The following is a 23014-nucleotide window of genomic DNA, read 5'->3' as shown; positions in this document are numbered from 1 at the left end:
CCGCCCGACCGACTCCGGAGCGTGAAGTGCCACCTGCCTTCGACACCCGTGCCGACTGGACGGGGTTCGCCGACCGTCTGCTCGCCGCCGCGTCCCGGCACGCGTCGCCGTCGCACGCGCTGATCACCCTGCCCGGTGCCGAGGGCGGTTACGGGCGTGCGGTCGACGGTCTGGAGGGCTTCGCCCGCACCTTCCTGCTGGCCGGTTTCCGCCTGGCCGGCGAGCGCGGCCAGGGCCTCGACCACCTGGTCGAGCGATACGCCGCCGGCCTCGCCGCGGGCACCGATCCGACAAACCCCGATCGATGGGTACGGCTACCCGAACACGCCCAGGCCAAAGTGGAGGCGGCGTCGATCGCGCTGATTCTCGACATGACCCGCGACTGGATCTGGGACCGCCTGGACCCCACCGTCCAGGAGCGGATCGTCGAGTACCTGGCCCCGGCCGTCGGTGACGACACCTACCCGCGGATCAACTGGGTCTGGTTCCGCCTGGTCGTGCAGACGTTCCTGCGTTCGGTCGGCGGTCCGTACTCGGCGGCGGAGATGGCCGAGGACCTGGCCACCCACGACACGTTCCGGCGGGCCGACGGCTGGCTGTCCGACGGCTCGTCACGTGCCTACGACCACTACACCGGCTGGGCCCTGCACCTCTACCCGGTCCTCTGGTCGCGGATGACCGGCGCTCCCAGCCTGCGCCCGATCGACCGGGATCTGCTCGACCGGTTCCTCACCGACGCGCTCACCCTGACCGGCGGGAACGGCTCGCCACTGCTGCAGGGTCGCAGCCTGATCTACCGGTTCGCCGCGGCCGCCCCGTTCTGGGCCGGCATCCTCGCCGACGTCCCCTCCCACGCGCCCGGTCGGCTGCGCAACGCCGCCGGGAAGATCGTCGGGCACTTCGAACCGCACGGGGACCTGCTCACTCTCGGCTGGCACGGGCCGTGGCCGCGGCTCGCCCAGTCCTACTCCGGTCCAGGCTCGCCCTACTGGGCGAGCAAGGGACTGCTCGGAGTGGCCCTCCCGGCGGATCATCCGGTGTGGGCCGCCCCGGCCGAGCCGCTGCCGGTGGAGACCGGTGACGTGCTCCGCGCCGTCCGCGCCCCGGGCTGGCTGATCGCCGGCACCCGCGCCGACGGCATCGTCCGCGTCATCAACCACGGCACCGATCACGGCGACGAGGGCGTGCCGGGCGGCGACTCACCGCTCTACGCCCGGCTCGGCTACTCGACGGCGACCACGCCCGTGCTCGACGAGAGCGGCTGGACCGACCCCGAGGACCAGTCGGTGGTTCTCGTCTGCGCGGGCGGGCGGCACTCGCACCGCACCGGCATGCGCACTCTGGTCGTACGCGCCGAGGGTCTTTGGGTCTTGCCGGATCGGTGACCGACGCGCATTGGCTGGATCCGGACCCGCCGGGCCGCGACCACGGCTCCGGCCGCACCGGAAAGCTCCGCCGAGCCGGGCGGATCACCACGTTCTCGCTGGTCCGGGGGCCTTGGGAGGTCCGGCTGGTCCGGGTCGAGCAGGCCGCGCCGGACGCCGTCCGTCTGCGGATCGGCGGCTGGCCCGCGACCAGGGGGCTCGTCTCGCGTCTCACGCCGATCATCGGCGCGGGCGCGGCGGGCGAAACCGAACACGACGACGCGTCCCCGCTCGGCGGCCCGGTCCGGGTGCCGTGGATCGAGTTCCCGATTCCGGAGAGCTGGATCGCCGTGCTCGTCGAGCTGTCCACCGACCCGGCGGAGACGACGTGCCGCACCGAGATCCACCAGGGGCACGTCCGGGTCGTCTGGCCCGACGCCGTTCTCACACACACCAGAATCGACATAGAGGAGTAGAGATGAAGCGCTCCCTCGCCGCTGTCACGGCGCTCCTGCTCGGCATCACCGGCTGCAGCAGCGGCGGTGATGCCGAGGAGTCCGGCCCGGTCACCCTCACCCTGGCCGGGTGGAGCCTGGCGACCACGCCGGAGTTCAAGACCCTCGCCGACGGATTCAAGACCTCGCACCCGGACATCGTGGTCGAGCTCAAGGAATACGACGCCGCCAACTACGACACCCAGATGATCGCCGACCTGGCCGCCGGCAAGGCCCCGGACGTCTACGTGCAGAAGAACCTGAAGAACTTCTTCACCTACCAGGACGGCAAGCAGCTGGTCGACGTCTCCGACGTGGCGGCCAAGCTCGGGCCGAAGGTCGGCGGGGTCAGCGCGTACCAGGTGGACGGCAAGACCTGGGCGATTCCGTACCGGGCCGACTCGTGGGTGCTCTATTACAACAAGGCGCTGTTCGACAAGGCCGGCGTCAAGCACCCGGACGGGAGCTGGACCTGGGCCGAGTACGCGACCGCCGCCAAGGAGCTGACCACCAAGCTGAAGGCGGCCGGCGACAAGGCGCTCGGGACCTACCAGCACACCTGGCAGTCCACCGACCAGGGCTTCGCGCTGGCGCAGAGTGCCGGGGCCAGCCTGGAGAGCGGTGACTACGGGTTCCTCAAGCCGTACTACGAGACCAGCCTCGACCTGCAGAACGCCGGCGCCCAGGTCAGTCTCGGTGACGCCACCACCAACAGCCTCACCTACCAGGCCCAGTTCGGTAAGCAGTCGGCCGCGATGATGGTGATGGGTACCTGGTACATCGCGACGCTGCTCAACCAGCAGGCCAAGGGTGACGCCGACGCCTTCGAGTGGGGCATCGCGCCGGCGCCGCAGTTGACCAAGACCACCACCGGCACCTCGGCCACCCCGGTCACCTTCGCCGACCCGACCGGTCTCGGCATCAACCCGAAGATCAGCGACAAGAAGATCGCCGCGGCCAAGGAGTTCCTGGCCTACGCGGCCGGCGCGGACGCCGCCAAGGCTCTGGCCGGGATCGGTGTCACGCCGGCCGACAACAGCTCGGTGGCCGACACCATCTTCTCGCTCAAGGGCGCGCCCTCCGACGACCTGTCGAAGTTCACCTTCGCCACCCACGACACCAAGCCGGAGAACCCGGTCTCCAAGTACACGGCGCCGCTGCAGAACATCCTCAAGGACCTGCACACCGAGGTGCTGTCCGGCACGACACCGATCGACGCCGCCATCACCAAGGCACAGGACCGGGCCAAGAACGAGGTCCTGAACAAGTGATTCTCCGCGGGCCCGGCACGGGGACCGGGCCCGCGGTACCTCTAGGAGACCGTTCATGACGACGATGACGACGAGCCGCCGGCGGTGGCGTAACACCGCGGTGGGGCTGAGCTTCCTGTTGCCGAACCTCATCGGCTTCCTGATCCTCACCCTGATCCCGGTCGGCCTGCTGTTCTACTACGCGTTCACCGAATGGAACGTGTTCGGCGGCGCCACCTGGACCGGGCTGGACAACTTCCGGCAGATGGCCGCCGACACCACGTTCTGGACCGCGCTGCGCAACACCCTCTACTACGCGGCCTTCCACATCCCGCTCACCCTGGGCGTCTCGCTCGGGCTGGCGCTCCTGCTCAACCGCAAACTGCGCGGGGTGGCGTTCTTCCGTACGGTCGCGTTCTTCCCGTACATCACCTCGATCGTCGCCATCGCGCAGATCTGGAACATGCTGTTCAGCCCGGGATTCGGGCCGATCAACGAGCTGCTGCGGTGGATCGGCGTGGACAGCCCGCCGGGCTGGACCACCTCGGCCGACTGGTCGATGCCCGCCGTCATCATCGTCGGCACCTGGCGCGACATGGGCTACTACATGCTGCTCTTCCTGGCCGGGCTACAGACCATCCCGGGCCAGCTCTACGAGGCGGCCACCGTGGACGGCGCGTCGGCGTGGCAGCGGTTCCGGGCGGTCACCCTGCCCGGCCTGCGGCCCACCACCTTCTTCATCACGGTGCTGCTGACCATCGGCAGTTTCAAGGTCTTCGACCTGATCCTGGTGATGACCAACGGCGGGCCGGGGCAGTCGACGCTGGTGCTGGCGCAGTACATCTTCCGGAAGGGCTTCGAGGAGAACCAGTTCGGGTACGCGTCCGCGGTCTCCATCGTGCTCTTCGCGATCTGCCTGGTGGTGACGGTCATCCAGTTCGTCGTCAACAAACGCAGGAGGTCGTGATGACCACCCTCCTCTCCGCTTCGGTCTCGGAGAAGGTCGACGTCGCCTCCTCTCCGCGGAGGCCGTCACGCTGGTGGCGTGTGATCGGGTACGGCGCTCTCGGCGCTGCCGGGATCGTGGTGTTGCTGCCGTTCTACTGGATGGTGCTGTCCTCGCTGAAGACCAACAACGAGGTCTTCACCATCCCGGTCCAGTGGATCACCACCGACCCGGTGTGGAGCAACTACGCCGACATCTGGTCGAAGTCGAACATGACCACCTGGCTGGGTAACACCGTCTTCCTGTCGGCGGTCGTCACCCTGCTCCAGGTCCTCACCGGCAGCTTCGCGGCGTACGGCTTCGCCAAGATCCAGTTCCCGGGGCGGGACGTGCTGTTCCTCGCCTACATCGGCACCCTGGCTGTGCCGTGGCAGTCCTACATGGTTCCGCAGTTCGTGATGATGACGAAGCTGCAGCTCACCGACACGCTCTGGTCGATCGTCGCGCTGCAGGCGTTCGGCGCTCTCGGCGTGTTCATGATGAAGCAGTTCTACGAGACCATCCCGGACGAGCTGCTCGACGCGGCCCGCATCGACGGGATGAGCGAGTACGGCATCTACCGCCGGATCATGCTGCCGCTGTCCGTTCCGGCGCTGGCCAGCCTCACCCTGATCACCGCGGTCACCACCTGGAACGACTACATGGGGCCGCTGATCTACCTGCGCAGCCCCGACCTGTGGACGATCCAGATCGGGCTCAAGTCGTTCATCAACCAGTACAACGCCGAATACGCGCTGATCATGACCGGGTCGGTGCTGTCGGTGCTGCCGATCGTGGTGGTCTTCCTGCTCGGGCAGAGGTACTTCGTCGAGGGCATCGCGACCACGGGGCTCAAAGGATGAACTGGGGCCGGATCTTCGAGGCGGTGCACGTCGCACTGCTGACGAACCTGCTGCTGGCCATCGCCTGCGCGCCGCTCGTACTGGTCGTGCTCGCCACCGACCCGGGACGGACCTGGCCACTGCTCGTGCTGTTCGCGCCGCTCGGCGGGCCGGCGCTGGTTGCGGTCTTCGCGGTGCTCCGGTCGTACCCCCAGGGCGTCTCCCGGGTTTTCTGGAACGCCTGGCGCGCCTCGGCGCGACGCGCGCTGACCGCCGGATCGCTCGCCACCGTCGCGCTGCTGGTCCTCGGGGTGGACGCGGCGTGGCTCGCCGGGCGCACCGCCGGCGCCGTGCTGCTGCCGGTGGTCGCGGTGGTCATGACGCTGATCGTGATCACCACCGTGCTGACGCTCGTGGCCCTCGCCGAACGACCCGACGCCCGGCTGCGCGACCTCGCCCGGATCGGCGCCTACCTGGGGCTGCGCCGCTGGTACCTCAGCCTGTTCTCGCTGGTCGTGCTGGTGCTGTTCGAGGTGCTGCTGGCGGCCCGGCCGGCGATCGCGATCGGTGTGGCGGCCAGTCCGCTGCTCTACATCGTGTGGGCGAACAGCCGGTTCACCCTGACCACTACCGGAAGGACGACATGACGGCGATCGCCGACCAGACCGGAACCGCGGTGAGCGCCGCCCTGCGCACCATCGACGCCAACATCGCAGAGTTCGGGGATCGGTACCCGGATGACACGACCGTCGATGACCGTTATCGGCCGCGGCCCGCGAACACCGGGTGGACCACCAGTTTCTGGCCGGGAATGCTGTGGCTCGCGTACGACCTGTCCGGGGACGAGGGCTATCAGAAGGCGGCGTCCGGGCATGTCCGGTCGTTCGTCGAGCGCGTCGATCAGGAGATCGACCTGGACACCCATGACCTCGGGTTCCTCTACACGCTGTCGTGTGTCACCGCCTGGCGGCGGACCCGCGACCCGGAGGCCAAACGGGCCGCGCTGTCCGCCGCCGATCACCTGATGCGGCGGGTGCTCCCGTCGGCCGGGATCATCCAGGCCTGGGGTGACCTCGCCGACCCGCGGCAGCAGGGGCGCACCATCGTGGACAGCCTGATGAACACGCCGCTGCTCTTCTGGGCCAGCCGGACCAGCGGAGACCCCCGGTACGCGGCGGCGGCCCGGCGGCACACGGCCCAGCTGCGCGATCACATCCTGCGGCCGGACGACACCACCTATCACACGTTCTACTGGGATCCGGTCACCGGTGCGCCGCTGCGCGGGGAGACCGAGCAGGGCAGCGCGGACGAGTCCTGCTGGGCCCGGGGACAGGCGTGGGGGATCTACGGGTTCACGCTCAACCACCAGTACACCGGGGATCCGACACTGCTGCGCGCGGCGATCAGGTGTGCCGACTACTTCCTGGCCCATCTGCCGCCGGACGGGGTGGCGTACTGGGACCTGATCTTCGCCTCGCCGCATTCCCCTTCCCTCCAGGAGGAACGGGACAGCTCGGCGGCCGCGATCGCGGTCAACGGGCTGCTCGAACTGGCCACCTTCGTCCCGTCGCCGCTGGCTGATCACTATCGGGCTGCGGCCGGGCGGATTCTGCGGTCGCTGATCGACGACTACTCGACTCTGCACCACCCCGGTTCCAACGCCCTGCTCCTGCACGGCGTCTACGACAAACCCAAGGCCGTCGGGGTCGACGAGGGAAACCTCTGGGGCGACTACTTCTACCTGGAAGCCCTCGCCCGCGTGACCCGGCCCGGCTGGACCCACCCCTGGTAAAGGAGCACCTGAAGATGGACTACAAGTACCACTGCTACATCCCGGCCGCGTCCGGCCTCAACACGCTGCCGTTCAACCCGTGCGAGCTGCTCGACTTCCAGCTGCTCACCCTCGCGCCCGGCGAGACCTGGACCGGGTCCTCCGGCGACCGGGAGATCCTGGCCGTGATCCTGGGCGGAACCGCGAACTTCACCGTCGGAGGGTCGAAGTTCGCGTCGGTCGGCGGCCGGGCGGACGTGTTCAGCGGCAAACCGCACTCGGTCTACATCCCGCGGGACGCCGACATCTCGATCGAGGCGGTCAGCGCGGTCGAGATCGCCCTGCCCAGCGCCCCGAGCGACCTGGTCACCGACCCGTACGTCATCGAGCCGTCGCAGGTCGCCGACGGACGCTGGGGCGGGGCCAACTTCGGCCGCAACTACCACCAGATCCTGACCGAGATCGCCCAGCCGTCGCTGCCCGCCCGGCGCCTCATCGTCGGGGAGACGTACACGCCGTCCGGGAACTGGAGCACCTACCCGCCGCACCGCCACAAGACCGACAACCTGCCGGCCGAGGCCGCGCACGAGGAGATGTACTACTTCCGGGTCGCGCCCGAGGGCGGCTTCGGGATCTGCCGCCTCTACACCGATGAGGGCTACGAGGAGAACTTCACGGTCCGCGACCACGGCATGCACATGATGCCCGAGGGGTACCACACGGTGGTCAGCGCTCCCGGTTACACCACCTACTACCTGTGGTTCCTGGCCGGTACCCAGCGCACCCAGGGCGCCCACGAGGACACCACCCTGAAGTGGGTCGGCCAGACCGTCCCCACCCTCCGGAACCTCGGTCTCTGACCGGTGATCCTGGACAGCTTCCGTCTCGACGGGCGGGTGGCCCTGGTCACCGGCGGCAACCGTGGTCTCGGCCGGGCGTGCGCTGACGCCCTGGCCGAGGCCGGTGCCTCGGTGATCGCGGTCGGCAGCAAGGAACTCGATCTCGCCACCGCCGACCTCCACGCCTACGTGTCCGAACTCGATCAGATCGACATCCTGGTCAACAACGCCGGGATCATCCGCCGGGCCCCGGCGGCCGAGGTCACCGCCGACGACTGGGACGACGTCCTCTCGGTCAACCTCGACGCCGCCTTCCACCTCAGCCAGGCCGCGGGCCGCCGGATGATCGCCCAGGGCCACGGCAAGATCATCAACATCGCCTCGATGCTCTCCTTCCAGGGCGGCATCCGGGTGCCCGCCTACACCGCCAGCAAGCACGCCATCCTCGGGCTGACCAGGGCACTGGCCAACGAGTGGGCCGCCCTCGGCGTCAACGTCAACGCCATCGCACCCGGCTACATGGAGACCGACAACACCGCCGAGCTCCGCGCCGACCCCACCCGGGCCCCAGCCATCACCGACCGCATCCCGGCCGGCCGCTGGGGCACCCCGGACGACCTCAAAGGCGCGGTCGTCTTCCTGGCCTCCGACGCGGCCCGTTACATCCACGGCACCGTCCTGCCGGTCGACGGAGGCTGGCTGGCCCGCTGACCTCCCGGATCCCCGTCCGGCCCGTCGCCGGATCGGTTCGGTGGGGATCGGATCGGTCGCGGGCCGGTCCGCCGGTGGTGTGCCTCTCGTGGCGTGCCACCGGCGGCGGTCACCGGGCCGGTCGCTCGCCGACCTCGTCGACGACCGCCTGCTCGGTGGTGTCGACGTCGCTGCCGAGGAAGTCGTGGGTCTTCGGGTCGAAGATCCACATCATGCTGTGCTTGCCGAACGTCCACGTCACCCCGGTGCCGGTCCGCCCGGCGGCGTCCACCGCGTCGTCCACCACCGTGATCCCCGGAATGCGGGCCGTCGCCTGGAACAGCGCCGCCCGCTGTGCCGGCCGTAGGAACTTCGACGAGCCCAGCGTCCACATGTCCTTGGCGATGCCGTTCGTCTTGTTCTCCGCCGGGTCGTCGTCGAGGTGAGCCGACGACAGGTCGAGGTATCCGGCCATCGATTCGGCGTCCTCCGGCAGATCGGGCAGGTAGGCGGGATCCGCCTCGCACGGCCCGCCCCGGTCCGGCCCGGAGATTTGGCGCCCGTCGCGGCACCCGGGGAACGCGAACCGATCGACCACACCGCCCGGCTCCACATTGAAGCCCAGACCGTCGTGGGCGCCGTCGATCGAATACCAGCGCTCGGCGAGGATCCGGCCGTCCCGGCCCACCGTCCGCGTATACAGGAACTGGCCCGGCTCGGGAACCACGTCGGCCGCCTTCGCGGCGGTGCCCGCGGCCAGGTCCAGAACCTGGGCCACCGGCCGCATCGACAGACGCGTGCCCGGTCCGTAGCCGGGCGTCGCCGACAGCGTTCCCGGCGCCCGGACCGGGTCGGTGGGTGGGGCCGCCACCTGGGGGAACGGCACCGGCTCGGGCGCGGACGGCCACACCGCGAACGCGCCGGCGGTGACCGCGACGACGCTCGCCGCCAGCGCCCAGGCGCCCGTCCGCAGTCGCTGCGCACGGGCGGCACGTCGAGTCCTGGTCAGCAGGTCGGCTGGTCGCGGGGCGGCGTCCGCGTCGGCGGCGAACAGGTCACGCAACTGCTGCTCGATCAGGTCGCTCATCGTCCCTCCAGGACATTCCCGGGCGCGGTGATCCGCCCCGTCGTCGACGCGGTCGGTGCGGTGCCCGCGGCGGTGGTGCGGGTGTTGCCGCGGAGCGTGGCCAAGGCTCGGGAGGCGGTGGCGCGGACCGCGCTCTCGGTGATGCCCATGGTCTCGGCGATGGCCGCGTCGGGCAGGTCGGCGTAGTAGCGCAGCACCAGCACCGTCCGGGCCCGTGGCGCCAGGCCGGCCAGCAGGGTCCGCAGATGATCGCGCTCGGCGAGGGCGTCGCCCGGGTCGGGCAGCAGACCGGCCGCGGCCTCGCCCATCTCGGTCGGGCGCTCCGTCGTCCAGCGGCGTCGTCGCCAGCTCAGATGGGCGTTGACCAGCACCTTGCGGACGTAGGAGTCGGGTCTTCGAGCTGCCGACACCTTCGCCCAGTTGCGGTAGGTGTCGACCAGCGCGCTCTGCGCCAGGTCCTCGGCGTGCTGCCGGTCGCCGGTGAGCACGAACGCCAGCCGAATCAGTGACTGACCGTGCTCGGCCACGAAACTCTCGAACGTCATCACTGCCTCATCAGTAGCCATCACCCTCGAAGACGCACCGGCGGACGGCGTCCGCTGCACCCGGCTTCACACGGCCGTGGAGGTGCGTCCATCGTTCCGGCCGAGTTTTTCCGGGAGCTGCTCGACGGTGGGGAATGATCGGCTGTTCCGGCCGGTTGGATGACACGTCAACCACCTGGGAGGGGTAGCCATGACGACCATCGGCATTCTCGGAGCGGGGAAACTCGGCACCGTGCTGGCCCGGCTCGCGGTCGCGGCCGGTCACCGGGTGCTGATCGCCGGCTCCGGTGACCCGGCGAAGATCGAGCTCATCGTCACGGTGCTGGCTCCCGGTGCCACCGCCGTCATCGCGGTCGAGGCCGCCGAGCAGGCTGACGTGGTCGTGTTGGCGCTGCCGCTCGGTAAGTACCGGACCATTCCGGCCGAGGCGTTGCGCGGCAAGTTGGTCATCGACGCCATGAACTACTGGTGGGAGGTCGACGGCATCCGTGACGACCTGCGGTCGGACACCAGTTCGTTGGTGCGTGACCTCCTGCCCGGGTCGCGGGTCGTCAAGGCGTTCAACCACGTGGGCTACCACGTCCTCGAGGAGGAGGCCCGGCCCGCCGGTGCCCCCGGGCGCAAGGCGGTGGCCATCGCCGGAGACGATCCGGCCGGCCTGACCGAGGTCGCGGCGATCGTCGACCGGCTCGGTTTCGACCCGGTCGTGGCCGGCGCACTGGCCGAGGGGGTCCGGATGGAGCCGGGCACCGAGCTGTTCGGCGCCAACAGCGACGCCACCGAGGTCCGGGCGATGCTAGACCGCTTCCAGCAGCGAGTCTGACCCGTACCGGAGAAGGTCGGAAAGGCTGCCGGGAACGGTGACCCGGCAGCCTTTCCGGAAGGTCAGCGGAGGGCCGGCTCAGCCGGTTCCGAGTGGGACGGGTGGTGGACGACGGGGTGGGCGCGTTCGAGAGCGGCGCCCTCCACGTCGACGTTGGGCAGGATGCGGTCCAGCCAGCCGGGGATCCACCAGGCCGAGCGGCCGAGCAGGTGCATGACCGCCGGGATGAGCAGCATCCGGACCAGGAAGGCGTCGACCAGGACACCGAACGCCAGACCGAAACCGAGCGAGCGGATCATCGCCGTGTTGGAGAAGATGAAGCCGCCGAACACCGAGATCATGATGATCGCGGCGGCGGTGACCACCGTGCGGCCGGCGTGCACGCCCTGCTGGACGGCGAGCCGGGCGGGCGCGCCGTGTGCGTAGGCCTCGCGCATGCCGGACACCAGGAACAGCTGGTAGTCCATGGCCAGGCCGAACAGGATGCCGATCAGGATCGTCGGCAGGAAGCTCAGCACCGGGCCCGGGTCGTGGATGCCGAAGAGGGCGCTCAGCCAGCCCCACTGGAAGATCGCGGTGATGCCGCCGAACGTGGCGAACAGGCTCAGGATGAAGCCGAGTGTCGCCGTCACCGGTACCAGGATCGACCGGAACACGAAGATCATGATGATCAGTGAGATGCCGATGACCACCCCCAGGTAGAGGGGGAGCACGTTGTCCAGCTTCTCCGAGATATCGATGTTGCCGCTCGCCGAACCGGCCACGCCCAGGGTGACGTCACCGGACACCGGGGACAGCGCGCGCAGGTCGTGGACCAGCTGTTCGGTCTCGGCGGTGGTCGGGCCGGTCTCCGGGATGATCTGGAAGCCGAGGGTGCGGCCGTCCCCCGAGGCGCCGATCGGGGCGACCGCCGCGACGTTGTTCTGGGCGAGGAGCAGGTTGCCGAGGCGGGCCTGTTCGGCCTGCTGGGCGTCACCGGTGACGGCGGCGGGCAGATCGGCGACGACGACCAGCGAGCCGTTGACGCCTGGGCCGAACCGGTCGGCGATCAGTTTGTACGCCTGGTACTGGGTGGACGCGGTGTCCTCGGACGAGCCGTCCGGCAGGCCCAGCCGCATCGACATCGCCGGGATCGCGACCGTGATCAGCGCGACCAGCAGGGCCAGCACGGTGACCACGGCCCGGGCGGTGCTCATCGGCTTGACGCCGGTGTTCGACACGGCGTGGGCCTTGCGGTTGAGGACCCGCTTACCGATCAGCGCGAGCAGGGCCGGGGTCAGGGTGACGGCCAGGAGTACGGCCACCGCCACACAGATCGCCGCGACGGTGCCCATCAGCCCCAGGAACGGGATCCCGGTGATGTTGAGGGCCAGCAGGGCGACCAGCACCGTGGATCCGGCGAACACCACCGCGTTGCCGGAGGTGCCGTTGGCCAGGCCGATCGATTCGTGGAAGTCGACACCGTCGAGCAACTGCCGTCGATGCCGGTTGAGGATGAACAGGCTGTAGTCGATGCCGACGGCCAGCCCCAACATGACACCGAGGACCGGGGTGATGGACAGCATCTCGACCACGCCGGAGAGCGCCAGCGACGCGGTCACGCCGATGCCGACACCGGCCAGGGCGCTGAGGATGGGCAGGGCGGCGCCGATCAGCGTACGCAGCATGACCAGCAGCGTGATCGCGGCGATGACCAGGCCGACCACCTCGCCGACACCGACGATCTCGGGCAGGCCCTGGGTGATCTCGTTGGAGTACTCGACCTCGACCCCGCCGGGCAGGCCCGCGTCGACGTGGCTGACCACGCGTTCCTTGGTCTCCGGGGTGACGTCGAGCTGCGGAACCGTGAACCGCACCTGCGCGACCGCGGTCGAGCCGTCCGCCGACACCTGCCGGATCGGCGACGACATGGTGAGCAGCTGCTGGCCGACCGCGAGCTTGGCGGCCTGCGTCTCCAGCTCGGTGCTCTTCTCGATGAGCAGGGCCTGCTGCTCGTCGACCTTCGCGCGGGTCGCCGCGTCCAGGTCGTCCCAGAGGCCCTTGGCCTGGTTGATCTGCTGCTGGCCGTCGTTGATCTGGGCACGACCGGCGGCGATCTGCTTCAGGCCGTCGTCGACCTGGGCGTGCCGTTCGGAGATCTGCTCGGAGATCGCGAACGGGTCGGTTGCGGACGCGACCCCCTCCAGTTCCCCGGTCGACGTGAGCAGGGCGGAGATCGCCGTCTTCTGCGAGTCGGTGAGCGGAGCGCCGTCCGGGGTGTGGAAGACGAGTTTGCCGTTGCCGCCGGCCGCGACCGGGAGCCGCTCGCCGAGGCGGTCGCTCACCTTCGCGGTCTCGGTGCCGGGGATGTCGACGACCGGGGACAGCTCGCCCCGGGCGACGAAGTAGCCGGTGACGGCGAGACCCAGGACCACCAGCCAGGAGGCCAGGACGACGCCGGCACGCCGGGCGCAGAAGCGGCCCAGGCGGTAGAGGAGCTCGGCCAATGTGGTTCGTTCCTTCGAGCTAGTAGCCGGTGCGGACAGTGCCGATCATGCGTTCGAGCAGGTTGCGCCAGAGGTCGCGGGATTGCTCGTCGATCTCCGCGGCGGTCACCGCGAGCCAGTGGATGGCGATCACCACGGTGCCGTTCATCAGTGAGCTGACCAGGATCGCGGCATCCAGGGGGTCGGCTTCGGGATATTTGCGGGCCAGTTCGAGGGCCATCTCCTCGGAGGTGCGCGCGACGGTGGCGAGGAAGATCTGGGACGCCTGATGGTCGTCCGGGGTGAAACCGCCCAGGGCGCGCCACAGGTACGCGATGATGCCCGGCACGTCGGTGGCCCGCAGTGCTCCGGCGACGTCGGTGAACATCGACTCCCGCTCGCCGGAGGTGACGGTGGTGCGGAATCCGTCGATCACGACGTGGAGCATCTCGGTGCAGACGGTGATCACCACGTCGTCGATCGACGCGAAGTGGTTGAAGATGGTGCGCCGGGAGACATCGGCCCGTTCGGCGAGCTGGTCGACGCTGAACCGGACGCCCTCGGAGATGAGCGCGTTCGCAGCGTCGAGAATGGCCCGCCGATGACGGGCCTTCACGGCCGACCGGCGATCGATGGTCACGCTTCTACACTAAGTGCATCGTTGCACTAGGTGCAAAGCAGCCCCCTGTCGAACGTACGACAGGGGGCTGCTTCTCCCGAAGAGGATCAGAGCTTCTGGGTTTCCGTCGTGGCCGAGTGCAGCTCAGAGGTGGTCTCCGTGACGAACTTGCCGGTCTTCGCGCTGCGATTGACCTCGCGGTCACCGCGCTCGGCGTCACCGCCCACCTTCTCGGTGGTCGTGGTGTCCGGGTTCCGCTCCGCGGTGCTCTCCTTCACGAACCGCCCGCTGCGAGCGCTGCGGTTGACCTCGTGCTCGTTGCCGGCCATCGGGGGGCCTCCTCGTCCGGTGTGACTGTCGTTGCACCCCTATTCCTGCCCGCTTTCGCGGCCGGGAAACTACCGTGGCCGATGTGGTCACCGTGGTCGACGCGTGCGTCCGGGACGGAAGCGGCGGCAGCCCCACCGTCGTCGCCGATGACGACGCCGCCTTCAGCGACGCCGATCGCTGCGCGATCGTCCGATCCGGTGGAGCGTCGCACGGCGCTTTCCTCGACCTTCCGGTCGTCCGCTTCTTCACCGGTACGGAGGAGTTGCGCAACTGCGGACACGGAACGATCGCGGCGCACGCGGTCCTGCTGGACCGCAGTGGCCGGGCCGAACAGCGGGTCGTCCAGCACACCGGCGGGCGTACGTTCGAGGCGACCGCCACGCGGCTGGCCGGCGGCCGTGTCGAGGTGTGGTTCGACCAGGGGCCGGTCACCGTCTCGCCGCCGGCCGGCGATCTCGGGGGAGTGCTCGCCGCTCTCGGCATCGACGGTGATCCGGGCGGGATCGTGGTCGCCTCGCCCGGCACTCCGCGCCTGCTCATCCCGTATGCCGGGCTGATGTCGCTGGCCCCCGACCTTCCCCGGCTCGCGGTCGAGTGCCGTGCCCGTGGCCTGCTCGGCTGTTTCGTCTACCACCTCGACGGCCCGATCGCGTGGGCCCGGCTGTTCGCGCCGGCGATCGGTGTCGACGAAGACGTGGCCAACGCCAACAGCTCCGGCTGCCTCGCCGCCCACCTCGGGCGGCCGGTCGAGGTGTGGCAGGGGGATGCGCTGGGACGGCCGTCGGCGGTCCGGGCGGACACCGACGGCCGCACGACCCGCGTGGGCGGGGTCGTCAAGCTCCGCTGAGCCCGCCCGGTCGCGCTGAGCCTGCCCGGTTGCGCTGAGCCCGCGCGGTCGCGCTGAGCTCTTCGGTTGTGCCGGGCTTCAGGTCGCGTTCAGTGCCTGGTCCAGGTCGGCGATCAGGTCGTCGGGGTGCTCGATGCCGACGGCGATGCGGATCGTGCCCGGGCCGATCGACGCGGCCCGTAGCGCTGCGGCGTCCAGTTGGCGGTGCGAACTCGACGCCGGGTGCAGGATCAGGGTCTGCGTGCCGCCGAGTGACGGCGCGAGCTTGATCACCCGTACCCCCTTCTGAAATCGCAGACCCGCCTCGTGACCACCGGCCAGGTCGAAACAGAACGGCGCGGCGAAGCCGCGGACGAACGCCGAGGCGATGGCGTGACTCGGATGATCGGCGGCGCCGGTCCACGACACCCGCTCGACCGCCTGATGGCCGGCCAGGAAACCGGCGACCCGAGCCACGTTCTCGGTGTGCCGGGTGATCCGCAGGGGCAGCGTCTGCAGGCCGCGCAGGGTCAGCCAGACCGCGAACGGATCCGGGGTGGCGCCGAACTCGACCGCCTCCGACCACACCTCCCGATAGCGGGCGTCGTCGGCGAAGATCACGACACCGCCCGTCACATCGCTGTGCCCGCCCAGGAACTTCGTCACCGAATGCAGCACCACGTCGGCGCCGTGCTCGATCGGGCGGCACAGCAGCGGTGTCGCGAACGTGTTGTCGACGATCGTCACGATCCCGGCCGCCCGGGCGATCGGCGCGAGCGCGGGCAGGTCACTGACGTGGCCGGTCGGGTTGGCCACGGTCTCCAGATAGAGCACCCGGGTACGCGGGGTGATCGCCGCCCGTACCTCCTCGGGATCGTGCCCGGACACGAAGGTCACCGTGAGATCGTTGCGGTCGGCGAGTTTGCGCAGCGCGGCATGCGTGCCGCCGTAGAGGGTGTGCTGCGCGATCACGTGATCACCGGCCCGGAGCAGACTGTGCAGCAGCAGCGAGACGGCGCCCATGCCGGAGCCGGTGGCGATCGCGGCGACCCCGCCCTCCAACTCGGCGATGGTCTCCTCGAAAGCGCGCACCGTCGGATTGGCGAAGCGGGAGTAGACGAACGATCCGTCCGGCCGATGGAGACCGTCGGCCAGCGGATCCGGATCGTCGAACGCGAACGACGACGTCTGGTAGAGCGGCACGCTCAGCGGCGTGCTGTCCGGGATCGGGACGCGGATGTTGACGACGCGAGTGTCGGGATGCATACACCGATCCTGTCGCCGGGCTTCCAGAAATGTCAGAGGGTCCGGGCATGATGCGGGGCATGTTCGAATTTCCTGACCTTGCGGCCGCGGCCGACACCGTCCAGCGTCTGCGTGTGGTGCAGGCCGTCGCCGCCCTGCCGGCCGGCTTCGAGGGTGTCCTGCCCTGGCTGACCAGGGTGTCCGCCGACGAGTCGGCCGAGCCGGAGGTGCGGCTGGCCGCGCTCGTCCACCTGGTGCGTCGCACCGCCGATCAGCGCCTGGTCCCGTCCCGCTGAGTCACGACCTGGTCAGTGACGCGGTCGCGATGTTGAGCGGCTCGCCGAGGTCCTGCCAGGTCATCTCCATCCGATCGTCGTCGCCGATGCGCAGGGTGACCTTGGCCGCGTCGACGCAGGTCCCGCGAGGGTTCCAGCCGGTCTGCTGCCGCAGGTGGATCTCCCGGCCGGTGGGCCACGGCTCGACGACGGCCAGGGTCCCGTCACAGGCCAGCGACGTGTCGAAGGCGCCGGTCGGCGAGGCCGCGGTGAAGGTGATCGTCACCTGCCACGAGTCCACCACACCGATCGGCTGTTTCGCCGTTCCCGACCACTTCCCGACGAAGGCGGCGGGGATCGCCTGCGGTGCCGCCGACGACGGGGAGCTGCTCGGTGTGGGGCTGACCTCGGGGTCGGGTGCGGCCGATCCATCCAGCTGAAGCCATGTCGTCCGGAGGATCGCCCCGGCGGCGGTCAGGGTGCAGACGACCAGCACCAGCACCCAGAACGCCTGCCACGGAAACCCGCGCCGCGGGTTGTGCGCGGGACCCGCCGGATAGCCGGGCCCGGCCGCTCGCTGGGCGGGTCCGGCCGGCTGCCGGGCGGGGACCGCGACGGTGGTACGGACCGGCGTGGGCTCCGGCAGCGTGGCCGCGAGCTGCCGGCCGGTGGCGACCGTCTCGGGCCGGTCGCGGATGATCGCGGCCAGCATCGGGGCGGCCTGGTCGGCGGTCAGGCGCGCGGCCGGGTCCTTGAGGAGCAGGCCCGCGATGACCGGCCACAGCAGACCGGCGCCGGCCGGCGGCTCGGGATCGTGGTGGAGGATCGCGGCCATCGCGCTCTGCAGATCGTCACCGGGGAACGGCGAGCGGCCGGTCACCGCGGTGTACAGGGTGACGCCGAGCGCCCACATGTCGGTCGCGGCCGAGGCGGGCCGCCCGTTGACACGCTCCGGCGCCAGGAACGCGGGGGAGCCGATCATCTGCCCGGTCGACGTGATCGAGGTGGCGTCGTCGATCGCGGCGATGCCGAAGTCGGTGAGGACCACCCGGTCGGTGTCGAGCAGGATGTTCGCCGGTTTGACATCCCGGTGCAGGACACCCTGGCGGTGCGCGGCGCGGAGCGCGTCGAGCACCTGCGACCCGATGTCGGCGGCCCGCCGCTCGCCGATCGTGCCGTGCTCACGGATGGCCGCGGCCAGCGACGGCCCGTCGATCAGCTCCATCACGATCCACGGCCGGCCGTCCTCGGTGACCACGTCGTGGACGGTGACGATGCCCCGATGCCGCAGCCGGGCGGCGGCCCGGGCCTCGCGGAAGGCACGCCGGATCGACGGATCGTCCGGGCCGGCGGTCTCCTCCGGCAGGAAGATCTCCTTGAGTGCGACATCGCGCCCGAGCAGGGTGTCGTGGGCCGCCCAGACCGCACCCATGCCGCCCCGGCCCAGCCATCCGGACAGCCGGTACCGGCCACCCACCACACGCGCCGAACCCGCGGACATGCCGCGAATGTACCCGCCTCGATCGACCGGTCGACCCGGGGCGGCCGCCCCGGATCCGACCGGCCGGGCTGACCCCGTTATTCGGTGCAGCCCGCCAGGTTCTGCACGTCGCGCGGCATGTCCCGGCTCTGTCCACTGGTCGCGTCCCAGAGCATCCTGGACCAGTCCCCGCGCTTCGACTCGTCCATGTCGCTCAGGACCGGCCAGTTCTCGCTGCTGCGCAGCGCCGCGACGGCGGTCTCGGCGGCGGCGTCGTCACCGGCCTTGTCGGCACGCACCCACTCGGCGGCCCAGCCGCAGGCGACGAGCTTCACCACCCGGGCCTGGAACTGGTACGGCGTGTACGCCCCGTCCAGTCCGAGCTTCCCGGCATCGAACCCGGGCGGGCGCGGCACCCCCGCCAGAGCCTTCTCGCCCTCGGCCGTCGCCTCACCGGGGGTGACCACCTCCGGTGGCAGCGAGGCCAGGAACTCCTCCGGCTCCACCCGCTTGATCCGCCTGAGCAGGGTGTCCAAGAAGGCGGGACTCACCCCGTCGCCCTGGACGCGGAGCTCGACGAAAGTGCCGTCACGCGGGTCGAGCATGACCGCGAAGTCGTTGCGGCTGTAGGTGAACACCTTCGCGGCGACTCCGGCCACCCGGGTGGCCCTCGGCTTGCTGACGTGCAGCCGGTCCTCGAGGTAACTCTGATAGCGGTCGGCCCGATACCACGTGATGCCGACGGTCCGCGGGCCGTACTCGTAGTCGACGGAACCGGTCCCGTCGGCGAACCCGTAGATCACCAGTAGCTTCCACCCGGGCTGGTCGATGAGCAGGCGCGGATGGCTCGCGGCGTACCTCAGATCGAGTGGATGACCGGCCCCCGCGCCGCCGGTCGAGGCGCTCGGCGACACCTGCGGCCCGTTGCTGGGCAGGGTGAGCGGGGTGGGTTGCGGGCGGCGATCCGGCAGCAGCGTGGACGCGCCGAGGATCCCGGCCACCGCGGCGGCCACGGCCACCGCCCCGGCGAGCCGGCGGCGCCGCGGGATGGACGGGACGGCGGGAACGGACATGATCTCCTCCAGGAGACTCTGCTCCGCCCCGTCGAGCCGGCCTGCGACAGGCCGGTACGGGTCTGCGTCGAGAAGGCGTTCGTCGTTCATCGGCCCTCCTCCGGGACGGTCGCGGTCAGGACGTCGAGTACATGTCCGGGCGTCGGCGGACCGTCACCGACGAGTTCCCGTAACCGTGCCCGCGCCCGGGACAGCCGGGTCCGTACCGCACCCGCGTTCAGCCCGACGACCTCGGCCACCTCCCGGGGCTGGAGTCCCTCCCAGACGGTGAGCATGAGGACTTCCCGGTCGGTCTCCGGCAGCCGGGCGAGCGCCGCCCGCACCGCGAGCCGCTGCGGCACCTCATGTCCCGGATCGACGGCGATGAGGCTGGTGATCCGCTGACGCAGCCGCTCCCCGAGACGTTCCCGGCGGACGCCGCCACGGTGGTGGTTGGCCAGGACGCGACGGGCCACCCCGTACAGCCACAGGGTGACCTCGTCGTCGGGCGGTAGCTCACGGCTGCGCCGCCAGGCCACCAGAAACGTCTCGGCGACGACGTCCGAGGCGTCCTCGGCCTGCTCGACGCGCCGCATGGCATAGGCGAGCATCGCCTCGAAGTTGGCCGCGTAGACCCGCCGGAAGCGCTCCTCAGGAGAGATCACGTCACGTCCATGTCCGGTCCGGCCCCGAACGTTACCGCTACCTTCCGGCGGTGACCGCATCGGTCAGCGAACCGCGCGCCAGGCCTCCGCCTGTGCCGCAGTGACGCCGTAGGTGCCGCTGACCTGCGAGAAGGGTCTGTCGCTACGGCCGAAACGCGACGGTATGTAGCGGTTCAGCCACCTCAGGGCGGCGGTGACGCTGCCTTCCGGTACGTCGATCTCCTGAGCGATGAGACTGGATGGGTAGAACCGACCCGGCTGATCCGAGAGATGATCGAGCATCTTGGTGATGATGCCGGCGGTCTTCGCCTGGTGATCACGAGAAAGCGCAAGCAGATGTTCGGCAGGCCAGATATCGGCCTCGCCGGTGAAGTCCGGTATCGGCGGAAGCTCGAAAGCGATGACCGGTTCACGGCCCGCGGGAGTCCTCGCCGGTTCTTCGGTGTCGATCTCCTGCTCGACCCATTCCGTGATCGAGGACATCACCCGAAGAACGAACCTCTCCGGTATCGGTACCTGGTGGAAGACCTCGCCGGCCATCTTCACTCCCTCCCGCGGACGCTCGACCAGGTAATTCTCGAGGGCAAGGCCGACGCGACGGGCCGATATCGCCGGCAGGTGATGGGTGCACACCTGCCGGCGCTACGGTGGAACGGGTCAGCGGAGCAGGGCCAGGTTCTGGATGGCGGCCAGGCCGTACAGGGCCGTGGTGTTGGTGTCGACCCACGGGGCGTCGTCGACCGGGTTGAGGACCTCCGGGCCGGTCAGCGGGACGGTTCGCCACGGGTTGGCATCGGTGTAACCGTCGGTGGCGGTGAACTCCTTCCAGGCCCGGGCGGCCAGGGCGGCGTCGCCCAGACGGGCGGCGGCGTACGCGGTCAGCCGGGAGTGGCCCTGCTTGAGGATCAGGTTGCCGAAGTCGGCGCCGGTCTCGGCGGCCTGTTCGGCACGGGTGGCGTTGAACAACCTGCAGTACTGGAGCCACGCCGCCTCGAACTCCGGCATGTCGACCAGTGCGATCAGCTCCGCACAGACCTCGACCTGGCCGAACATGGCGCTCAGATGCGACACGCTGACCGTCTTCGCGGCGACCGCGAACTCCCCGGTGTCCAGGTCGTAGAGGCCGCTGCCGGTGACGAAGCCGTTCGGCATCCGGCCGATCGTGCGCATGGTGGCGAGCAGCTTCTTCTCGGCGATCGCGGCTTTCGGGCCACGCCGTTCCCATTCGGTCAGCCAGGCCGCGGCCAGACCACTCCAGTCGGTGCCCAGGCCGATCGACAGGGCGTGCGGATCCGGGGTGTACGGCTCGGTGCGGATCTTGCGGAGCGGGTCGAGGGCGAGGAACGTCCGGTCGGAGTCGACCAGTTCGTGCATCAGGTCACCGACCCGCTCGTCGGCGGTGAGGAAGTAGAAGATCCGCCGGTAGACGGCGGTGCTGATGCGCTGCTGCTTGGCGCTGTCGGCCCAGTGCTGCACCCCGTGCCGGGTGCCCAACCCGGCCCATCTACCCAGGTGGTAGACGTCGACCTCACCGGTGTGCCGGGTCATCGCCTCGGCGAACCGGAAGATGTCGGCGCGCCCGGACCGCAGGTAGGCGAACCACAGCCACAGATCCGGCGACAGTTCGGAGTTGTCCCAGGCGTAGCCGCCGACGTCGTAGCGCCACACGTGCCGGTCCACGTCCGGGGTGTGCATCACGTCGCCGTAGTTCCAGAAGCCGTACCAGTGGCGGGATTCGACCTGGTCACGGTAGTAGTCGAAGAGGAAGTCGAGCCGGTCCTCGATCTTGGCCCGGTCCGGCGTGGACCGGTCGACGGGTGCGAACAGACCCCCGAACGCTCCGGCGGCGGCCAGGTGGGCGGGCGGCGCGACGATCTGCGGTGGATTCTTGACGGTACGGGCCAGAGCCGCCGCCTCCACCGAGGACGGGGTGGCCGCGAGCGCGAAGAAGCTGAGCTCGGTGGTCCGCGCGATGCCGTACGGCGTACCGAATCCGGGCTCGTAGTCCTCGTAGGTGATGTTGAGCCCTTCGAGCTGCTCAGGATAGGTGTCCTGGCCCAGCCCGTCGTGGTAGAACCGGGTGTCCATCGGCCCCGCCTCGGGCGACCACATCCAGATCGTGGCCTGCGCCTCGGCGGTGTCGGCACCCCGGATGTCGAGCTGCGCCGGATACCGCTGCCAGAAGTCCCGCATCCCGAAGCCGAGCCCGCCACCGACCCCGCCGACGTAGGCGAACCCACCGGCCCGCTGACCGGAGTCCACGTCGATCCACCCGTGCCCGGCCTTGGTCCGCTTGCGGATCGTGTACCCCTGCGAGCTGAGCTGCGCGAGCGTGTAGTCACCCCAGGTAGGGATGAGTGGCAGTCGGGTGGTGACCCGCTGGTCCCAGGTGGCCGGGTCGGGCAACTTCTGGCCGGCGAGCTGCGCGTTGCGTACCACCGCTCCGGGGTCCCGGCGAAGGCCGGTGATGCCCTTGACCGCCTCACGCAGGAGCCCGTCGCCGTCCCCGGAGATCCGGATGTGCCGGTCGTAGGCCTCGTCGCGCATCGGCACCCCGACCCGCACGCCGAGCCCGGCCACGAACTCCTTCTGCCCCTCCGAGTCGAACAGGAACGTGTGCACGACACGTACGTGCTCGGCCCCCGCGTACAGGTAGAGCCGCACGATGAACGGCAGCCAGGACCGCCCGCGCCGCCGATGGTCTCCCTCGATCTTGACGACCGCCCGCACCGGCCCGCGCTGCTCGACGGTGACCCGCCGGATGTTGCCGGTCAGCCGCTCCCGTGCGGTACGGCGCTCGTCTTCGTCGTCGGCTGTCGTCTGGCGCAGGCTGACGAGCTCCAACTCGCGGGCGATCTCGACGCCACCCCGGGTGATCGACTTGATCAGGGCGGAGCCGCGACGGCCGATGACCACGTTGATCACACCGGTGCCGACGGTGATCGTGTCGTGTTTCTCAGCGACCGTGACGGCGGTGGTGACCGGCGCGCCGGCCGACCGCGAGAGTGTGTACGACCCGGACAGCGGCGCATTCGCCGGCAGCGCGTGGGCGCTCCACTTCAGCGACCCGTCCGGCCAGTACCCGATCGGCCAGCTCTGCACCGGAACCGCGGCGCCCTCCGCGCTGGTCAGCGCGAACGGCGAGTCGGCCGACACCGCGCCCTGCGGCCACGGCACGCCCCAGGTGCTGCCGACATTGGTGCCGGGCTGGTCCTCCAGCCATTTCAGCGTCACGGTCTCCGGCGCCGGAAAGGAAGCGGCACGCAGTGGGGGAGGCGCGGCCGCGGCGGGGGAACCGGGGACCGCGGCGAGCAGGGGAGTGGCGGCGACGCCGCGGACGAAGGTACGGCGGGAGAATTCCTGCATG

Annotated in this window: 23 protein-coding genes; 12 read left to right on the top strand and 11 right to left on the bottom strand. The window is 70.0% G+C overall.

Annotation, left to right across the window (positions count from 1 at the left end; genetic code table 11):
• Positions 1-26: 26 nt before the first annotated feature.
• Genes Q0Z83_RS25620 through Q0Z83_RS25580 form a run of 9 tightly spaced genes read left to right on the top strand, consistent with a single transcriptional unit; the run spans position 27 to position 8256 of the window.
• Entirely contained in the window at positions 27-1385 is a 1359-nt protein-coding gene (locus Q0Z83_RS25620; RefSeq protein ID WP_317796542.1) for a DUF2264 domain-containing protein, read from the top strand.
• Entirely contained in the window at positions 1382-1840 is a 459-nt protein-coding gene (locus tag Q0Z83_RS25615; protein ID WP_317796541.1) for a hypothetical protein, read from the top strand. Before Q0Z83_RS25620 ends, Q0Z83_RS25615 begins: the two co-directional genes overlap by 4 nt.
• 2 nt (positions 1841-1842) lie before the next feature.
• A complete protein-coding gene (locus tag Q0Z83_RS25610; RefSeq protein WP_317796540.1) occupies positions 1843-3129 on the top strand; it encodes an ABC transporter substrate-binding protein in 1287 nt (428 codons plus the stop codon).
• Between the two features lie 55 nt (positions 3130-3184).
• Positions 3185-4075: a carbohydrate ABC transporter permease gene (locus Q0Z83_RS25605; RefSeq protein ID WP_317796539.1), complete on the top strand. Its 891-nt coding sequence runs from the start codon at positions 3185-3187 to the stop codon at positions 4073-4075.
• Entirely contained in the window at positions 4075-4956 is an 882-nt protein-coding gene (locus Q0Z83_RS25600) for a carbohydrate ABC transporter permease (protein ID WP_317796538.1), read from the top strand. Before Q0Z83_RS25605 ends, Q0Z83_RS25600 begins: the two co-directional genes overlap by 1 nt.
• Positions 4953-5582 carry a hypothetical protein gene (locus Q0Z83_RS25595; protein ID WP_317796537.1) on the top strand — a complete coding sequence of 210 codons (630 nt, stop codon included), beginning with the start codon at positions 4953-4955 and terminating at the stop codon, positions 5580-5582. Before Q0Z83_RS25600 ends, Q0Z83_RS25595 begins: the two co-directional genes overlap by 4 nt.
• A complete protein-coding gene (locus Q0Z83_RS25590) occupies positions 5579-6727 on the top strand; it encodes a glycoside hydrolase family 88 protein (protein WP_317796536.1) in 1149 nt (382 codons plus the stop codon). The genes Q0Z83_RS25595 and Q0Z83_RS25590 overlap by 4 nt, the downstream gene beginning before the upstream one ends.
• Positions 6728-6741: 14 nt before the next feature.
• On the top strand, positions 6742-7566 hold the full coding sequence (gene iolB / locus Q0Z83_RS25585) for a 5-deoxy-glucuronate isomerase (RefSeq protein ID WP_317796535.1): 825 nt from the start codon (positions 6742-6744) through the stop codon (positions 7564-7566).
• 3 nt (positions 7567-7569) lie between these two features.
• Positions 7570-8256, top strand: coding sequence for an SDR family oxidoreductase (locus Q0Z83_RS25580; protein ID WP_317796534.1), 687 nt, complete (start codon positions 7570-7572; stop codon positions 8254-8256).
• Between the two features lie 109 nt (positions 8257-8365).
• Here the strand turns inward: Q0Z83_RS25580 and Q0Z83_RS25575 are convergent, their stop codons facing one another.
• Positions 8366-9322: a CU044_5270 family protein gene (locus tag Q0Z83_RS25575; protein WP_317796533.1), complete on the bottom strand. Its 957-nt coding sequence runs from the start codon at positions 9320-9322 to the stop codon at positions 8366-8368.
• Positions 9319-9867, bottom strand: coding sequence for a SigE family RNA polymerase sigma factor (locus Q0Z83_RS25570; RefSeq protein WP_317796532.1), 549 nt, complete (start codon positions 9865-9867; stop codon positions 9319-9321). The genes Q0Z83_RS25575 and Q0Z83_RS25570 overlap by 4 nt, the downstream gene beginning before the upstream one ends.
• Before the next feature lie 190 nt (positions 9868-10057).
• Between Q0Z83_RS25570 and Q0Z83_RS25565 the strand changes: the two genes are divergently transcribed.
• Complete coding sequence (locus tag Q0Z83_RS25565; RefSeq protein WP_317796531.1) at positions 10058-10690, top strand: NADPH-dependent F420 reductase; 633 nt, start codon at positions 10058-10060, stop codon at positions 10688-10690.
• Between the two features lie 62 nt (positions 10691-10752).
• Here Q0Z83_RS25565 and Q0Z83_RS25560 read toward each other — a convergent pair whose 3' ends face one another.
• The 3 genes from Q0Z83_RS25560 to Q0Z83_RS25550 form a co-directional block, all read right to left on the bottom strand.
• Positions 10753-13176 (bottom strand): MMPL family transporter, encoded by a 2424-nt coding sequence (locus Q0Z83_RS25560; protein ID WP_317796530.1) that lies wholly within the window; start codon positions 13174-13176, stop codon positions 10753-10755.
• 19 nt (positions 13177-13195) lie between these two features.
• Positions 13196-13795 carry a TetR/AcrR family transcriptional regulator gene (locus Q0Z83_RS25555; protein WP_317796529.1) on the bottom strand — a complete coding sequence of 200 codons (600 nt, stop codon included), beginning with the start codon at positions 13793-13795 and terminating at the stop codon, positions 13196-13198.
• A gap of 86 nt (positions 13796-13881) precedes the next feature.
• Complete coding sequence (locus tag Q0Z83_RS25550) at positions 13882-14103, bottom strand: hypothetical protein (RefSeq protein WP_317796528.1); 222 nt, start codon at positions 14101-14103, stop codon at positions 13882-13884.
• Between the two features lie 74 nt (positions 14104-14177).
• On the opposite strand from Q0Z83_RS25550, the gene Q0Z83_RS25545 reads away from it, so the two are divergent.
• On the top strand, positions 14178-14951 hold the full coding sequence (locus Q0Z83_RS25545) for a PhzF family phenazine biosynthesis protein (RefSeq protein ID WP_317796527.1): 774 nt from the start codon (positions 14178-14180) through the stop codon (positions 14949-14951).
• Between the two features lie 78 nt (positions 14952-15029).
• On the opposite strand, the gene Q0Z83_RS25540 is transcribed toward Q0Z83_RS25545, so the two are convergent.
• Positions 15030-16196: a trans-sulfuration enzyme family protein gene (locus Q0Z83_RS25540; RefSeq protein WP_317796526.1), complete on the bottom strand. Its 1167-nt coding sequence runs from the start codon at positions 16194-16196 to the stop codon at positions 15030-15032.
• A 59-nt stretch (positions 16197-16255) separates the two neighbouring features.
• On the opposite strand from Q0Z83_RS25540, the gene Q0Z83_RS25535 reads away from it, so the two are divergent.
• Positions 16256-16471, top strand: coding sequence for a hypothetical protein (locus tag Q0Z83_RS25535; protein WP_317796525.1), 216 nt, complete (start codon positions 16256-16258; stop codon positions 16469-16471).
• A gap of 1 nt (position 16472) precedes the next feature.
• Here the strand turns inward: Q0Z83_RS25535 and Q0Z83_RS25530 are convergent, their stop codons facing one another.
• The 5 genes from Q0Z83_RS25530 to Q0Z83_RS25510 form a co-directional block, all read right to left on the bottom strand.
• A complete protein-coding gene (locus Q0Z83_RS25530; RefSeq protein WP_317796524.1) occupies positions 16473-17951 on the bottom strand; it encodes a serine/threonine-protein kinase in 1479 nt (492 codons plus the stop codon).
• A 77-nt stretch (positions 17952-18028) separates the two neighbouring features.
• A complete protein-coding gene (locus Q0Z83_RS25525; RefSeq protein WP_317796523.1) occupies positions 18029-19093 on the bottom strand; it encodes a hypothetical protein in 1065 nt (354 codons plus the stop codon).
• Positions 19090-19647, bottom strand: coding sequence for an RNA polymerase sigma factor (locus Q0Z83_RS25520; RefSeq protein WP_317796522.1), 558 nt, complete (start codon positions 19645-19647; stop codon positions 19090-19092). The genes Q0Z83_RS25525 and Q0Z83_RS25520 overlap by 4 nt, the downstream gene beginning before the upstream one ends.
• A 63-nt stretch (positions 19648-19710) precedes the next feature.
• A complete protein-coding gene (locus Q0Z83_RS25515) occupies positions 19711-20187 on the bottom strand; it encodes a hypothetical protein (RefSeq protein WP_317796521.1) in 477 nt (158 codons plus the stop codon).
• 117 nt (positions 20188-20304) lie between these two features.
• On the bottom strand, positions 20305-23013 hold the full coding sequence (locus Q0Z83_RS25510; RefSeq protein WP_317796520.1) for an exo-rhamnogalacturonan lyase family protein: 2709 nt from the start codon (positions 23011-23013) through the stop codon (positions 20305-20307).
• Position 23014 lies beyond the last annotated feature (1 nt).

It is taken from the genome of Actinoplanes sichuanensis, from assembly GCF_033097365.1.
GTDB lineage: Bacteria > Actinomycetota > Actinomycetes > Mycobacteriales > Micromonosporaceae > Actinoplanes > Actinoplanes sichuanensis.
The sequence above is the reverse complement of the archived record's forward strand: the minus strand, read 5'-3'. Positions and strand labels throughout refer to the sequence as shown.

Excerpts from the sequence above, each read along its gene's own strand:
- Q0Z83_RS25550 (WP_317796528.1), bottom strand. The coding sequence starts at position 14,103 with ATGGCCGGCAACGAGCACGAGGTCAACCGCAGCGCTCGCAGCGGGCGG.
- Q0Z83_RS25510 (WP_317796520.1), bottom strand. The coding sequence starts at position 23,013 with ATGCAGGAATTCTCCCGCCGTACCTTCGTCCGCGGCGTCGCCGCCACT.
- Q0Z83_RS25605 (WP_317796539.1), top strand. The coding sequence starts at position 3,185 with ATGACGACGATGACGACGAGCCGCCGGCGGTGGCGTAACACCGCGGTG.
- Q0Z83_RS25570 (WP_317796532.1), bottom strand. The coding sequence starts at position 9,867 with ATGACGTTCGAGAGTTTCGTGGCCGAGCACGGTCAGTCACTGATTCGG.
- Q0Z83_RS25515 (WP_317796521.1), bottom strand. The coding sequence starts at position 20,187 with ATGGCCGGCGAGGTCTTCCACCAGGTACCGATACCGGAGAGGTTCGTT.
- Q0Z83_RS25610 (WP_317796540.1), top strand. The coding sequence starts at position 1,843 with ATGAAGCGCTCCCTCGCCGCTGTCACGGCGCTCCTGCTCGGCATCACC.
- Q0Z83_RS25540 (WP_317796526.1), bottom strand. The coding sequence starts at position 16,196 with ATGCATCCCGACACTCGCGTCGTCAACATCCGCGTCCCGATCCCGGAC.
- Q0Z83_RS25595 (WP_317796537.1), top strand. The coding sequence starts at position 4,953 with ATGAACTGGGGCCGGATCTTCGAGGCGGTGCACGTCGCACTGCTGACG.
- Q0Z83_RS25530 (WP_317796524.1), bottom strand. The coding sequence starts at position 17,951 with ATGTCCGCGGGTTCGGCGCGTGTGGTGGGTGGCCGGTACCGGCTGTCC.
- Q0Z83_RS25525 (WP_317796523.1), bottom strand. The coding sequence starts at position 19,093 with ATGAACGACGAACGCCTTCTCGACGCAGACCCGTACCGGCCTGTCGCA.
- Q0Z83_RS25565 (WP_317796531.1), top strand. The coding sequence starts at position 10,058 with ATGACGACCATCGGCATTCTCGGAGCGGGGAAACTCGGCACCGTGCTG.
- Q0Z83_RS25575 (WP_317796533.1), bottom strand. The coding sequence starts at position 9,322 with ATGAGCGACCTGATCGAGCAGCAGTTGCGTGACCTGTTCGCCGCCGAC.
- Q0Z83_RS25590 (WP_317796536.1), top strand. The coding sequence starts at position 5,579 with ATGACGGCGATCGCCGACCAGACCGGAACCGCGGTGAGCGCCGCCCTG.
- iolB (WP_317796535.1), top strand. The coding sequence starts at position 6,742 with ATGGACTACAAGTACCACTGCTACATCCCGGCCGCGTCCGGCCTCAAC.
- Q0Z83_RS25535 (WP_317796525.1), top strand. The coding sequence starts at position 16,256 with ATGTTCGAATTTCCTGACCTTGCGGCCGCGGCCGACACCGTCCAGCGT.
- Q0Z83_RS25600 (WP_317796538.1), top strand. The coding sequence starts at position 4,075 with ATGACCACCCTCCTCTCCGCTTCGGTCTCGGAGAAGGTCGACGTCGCC.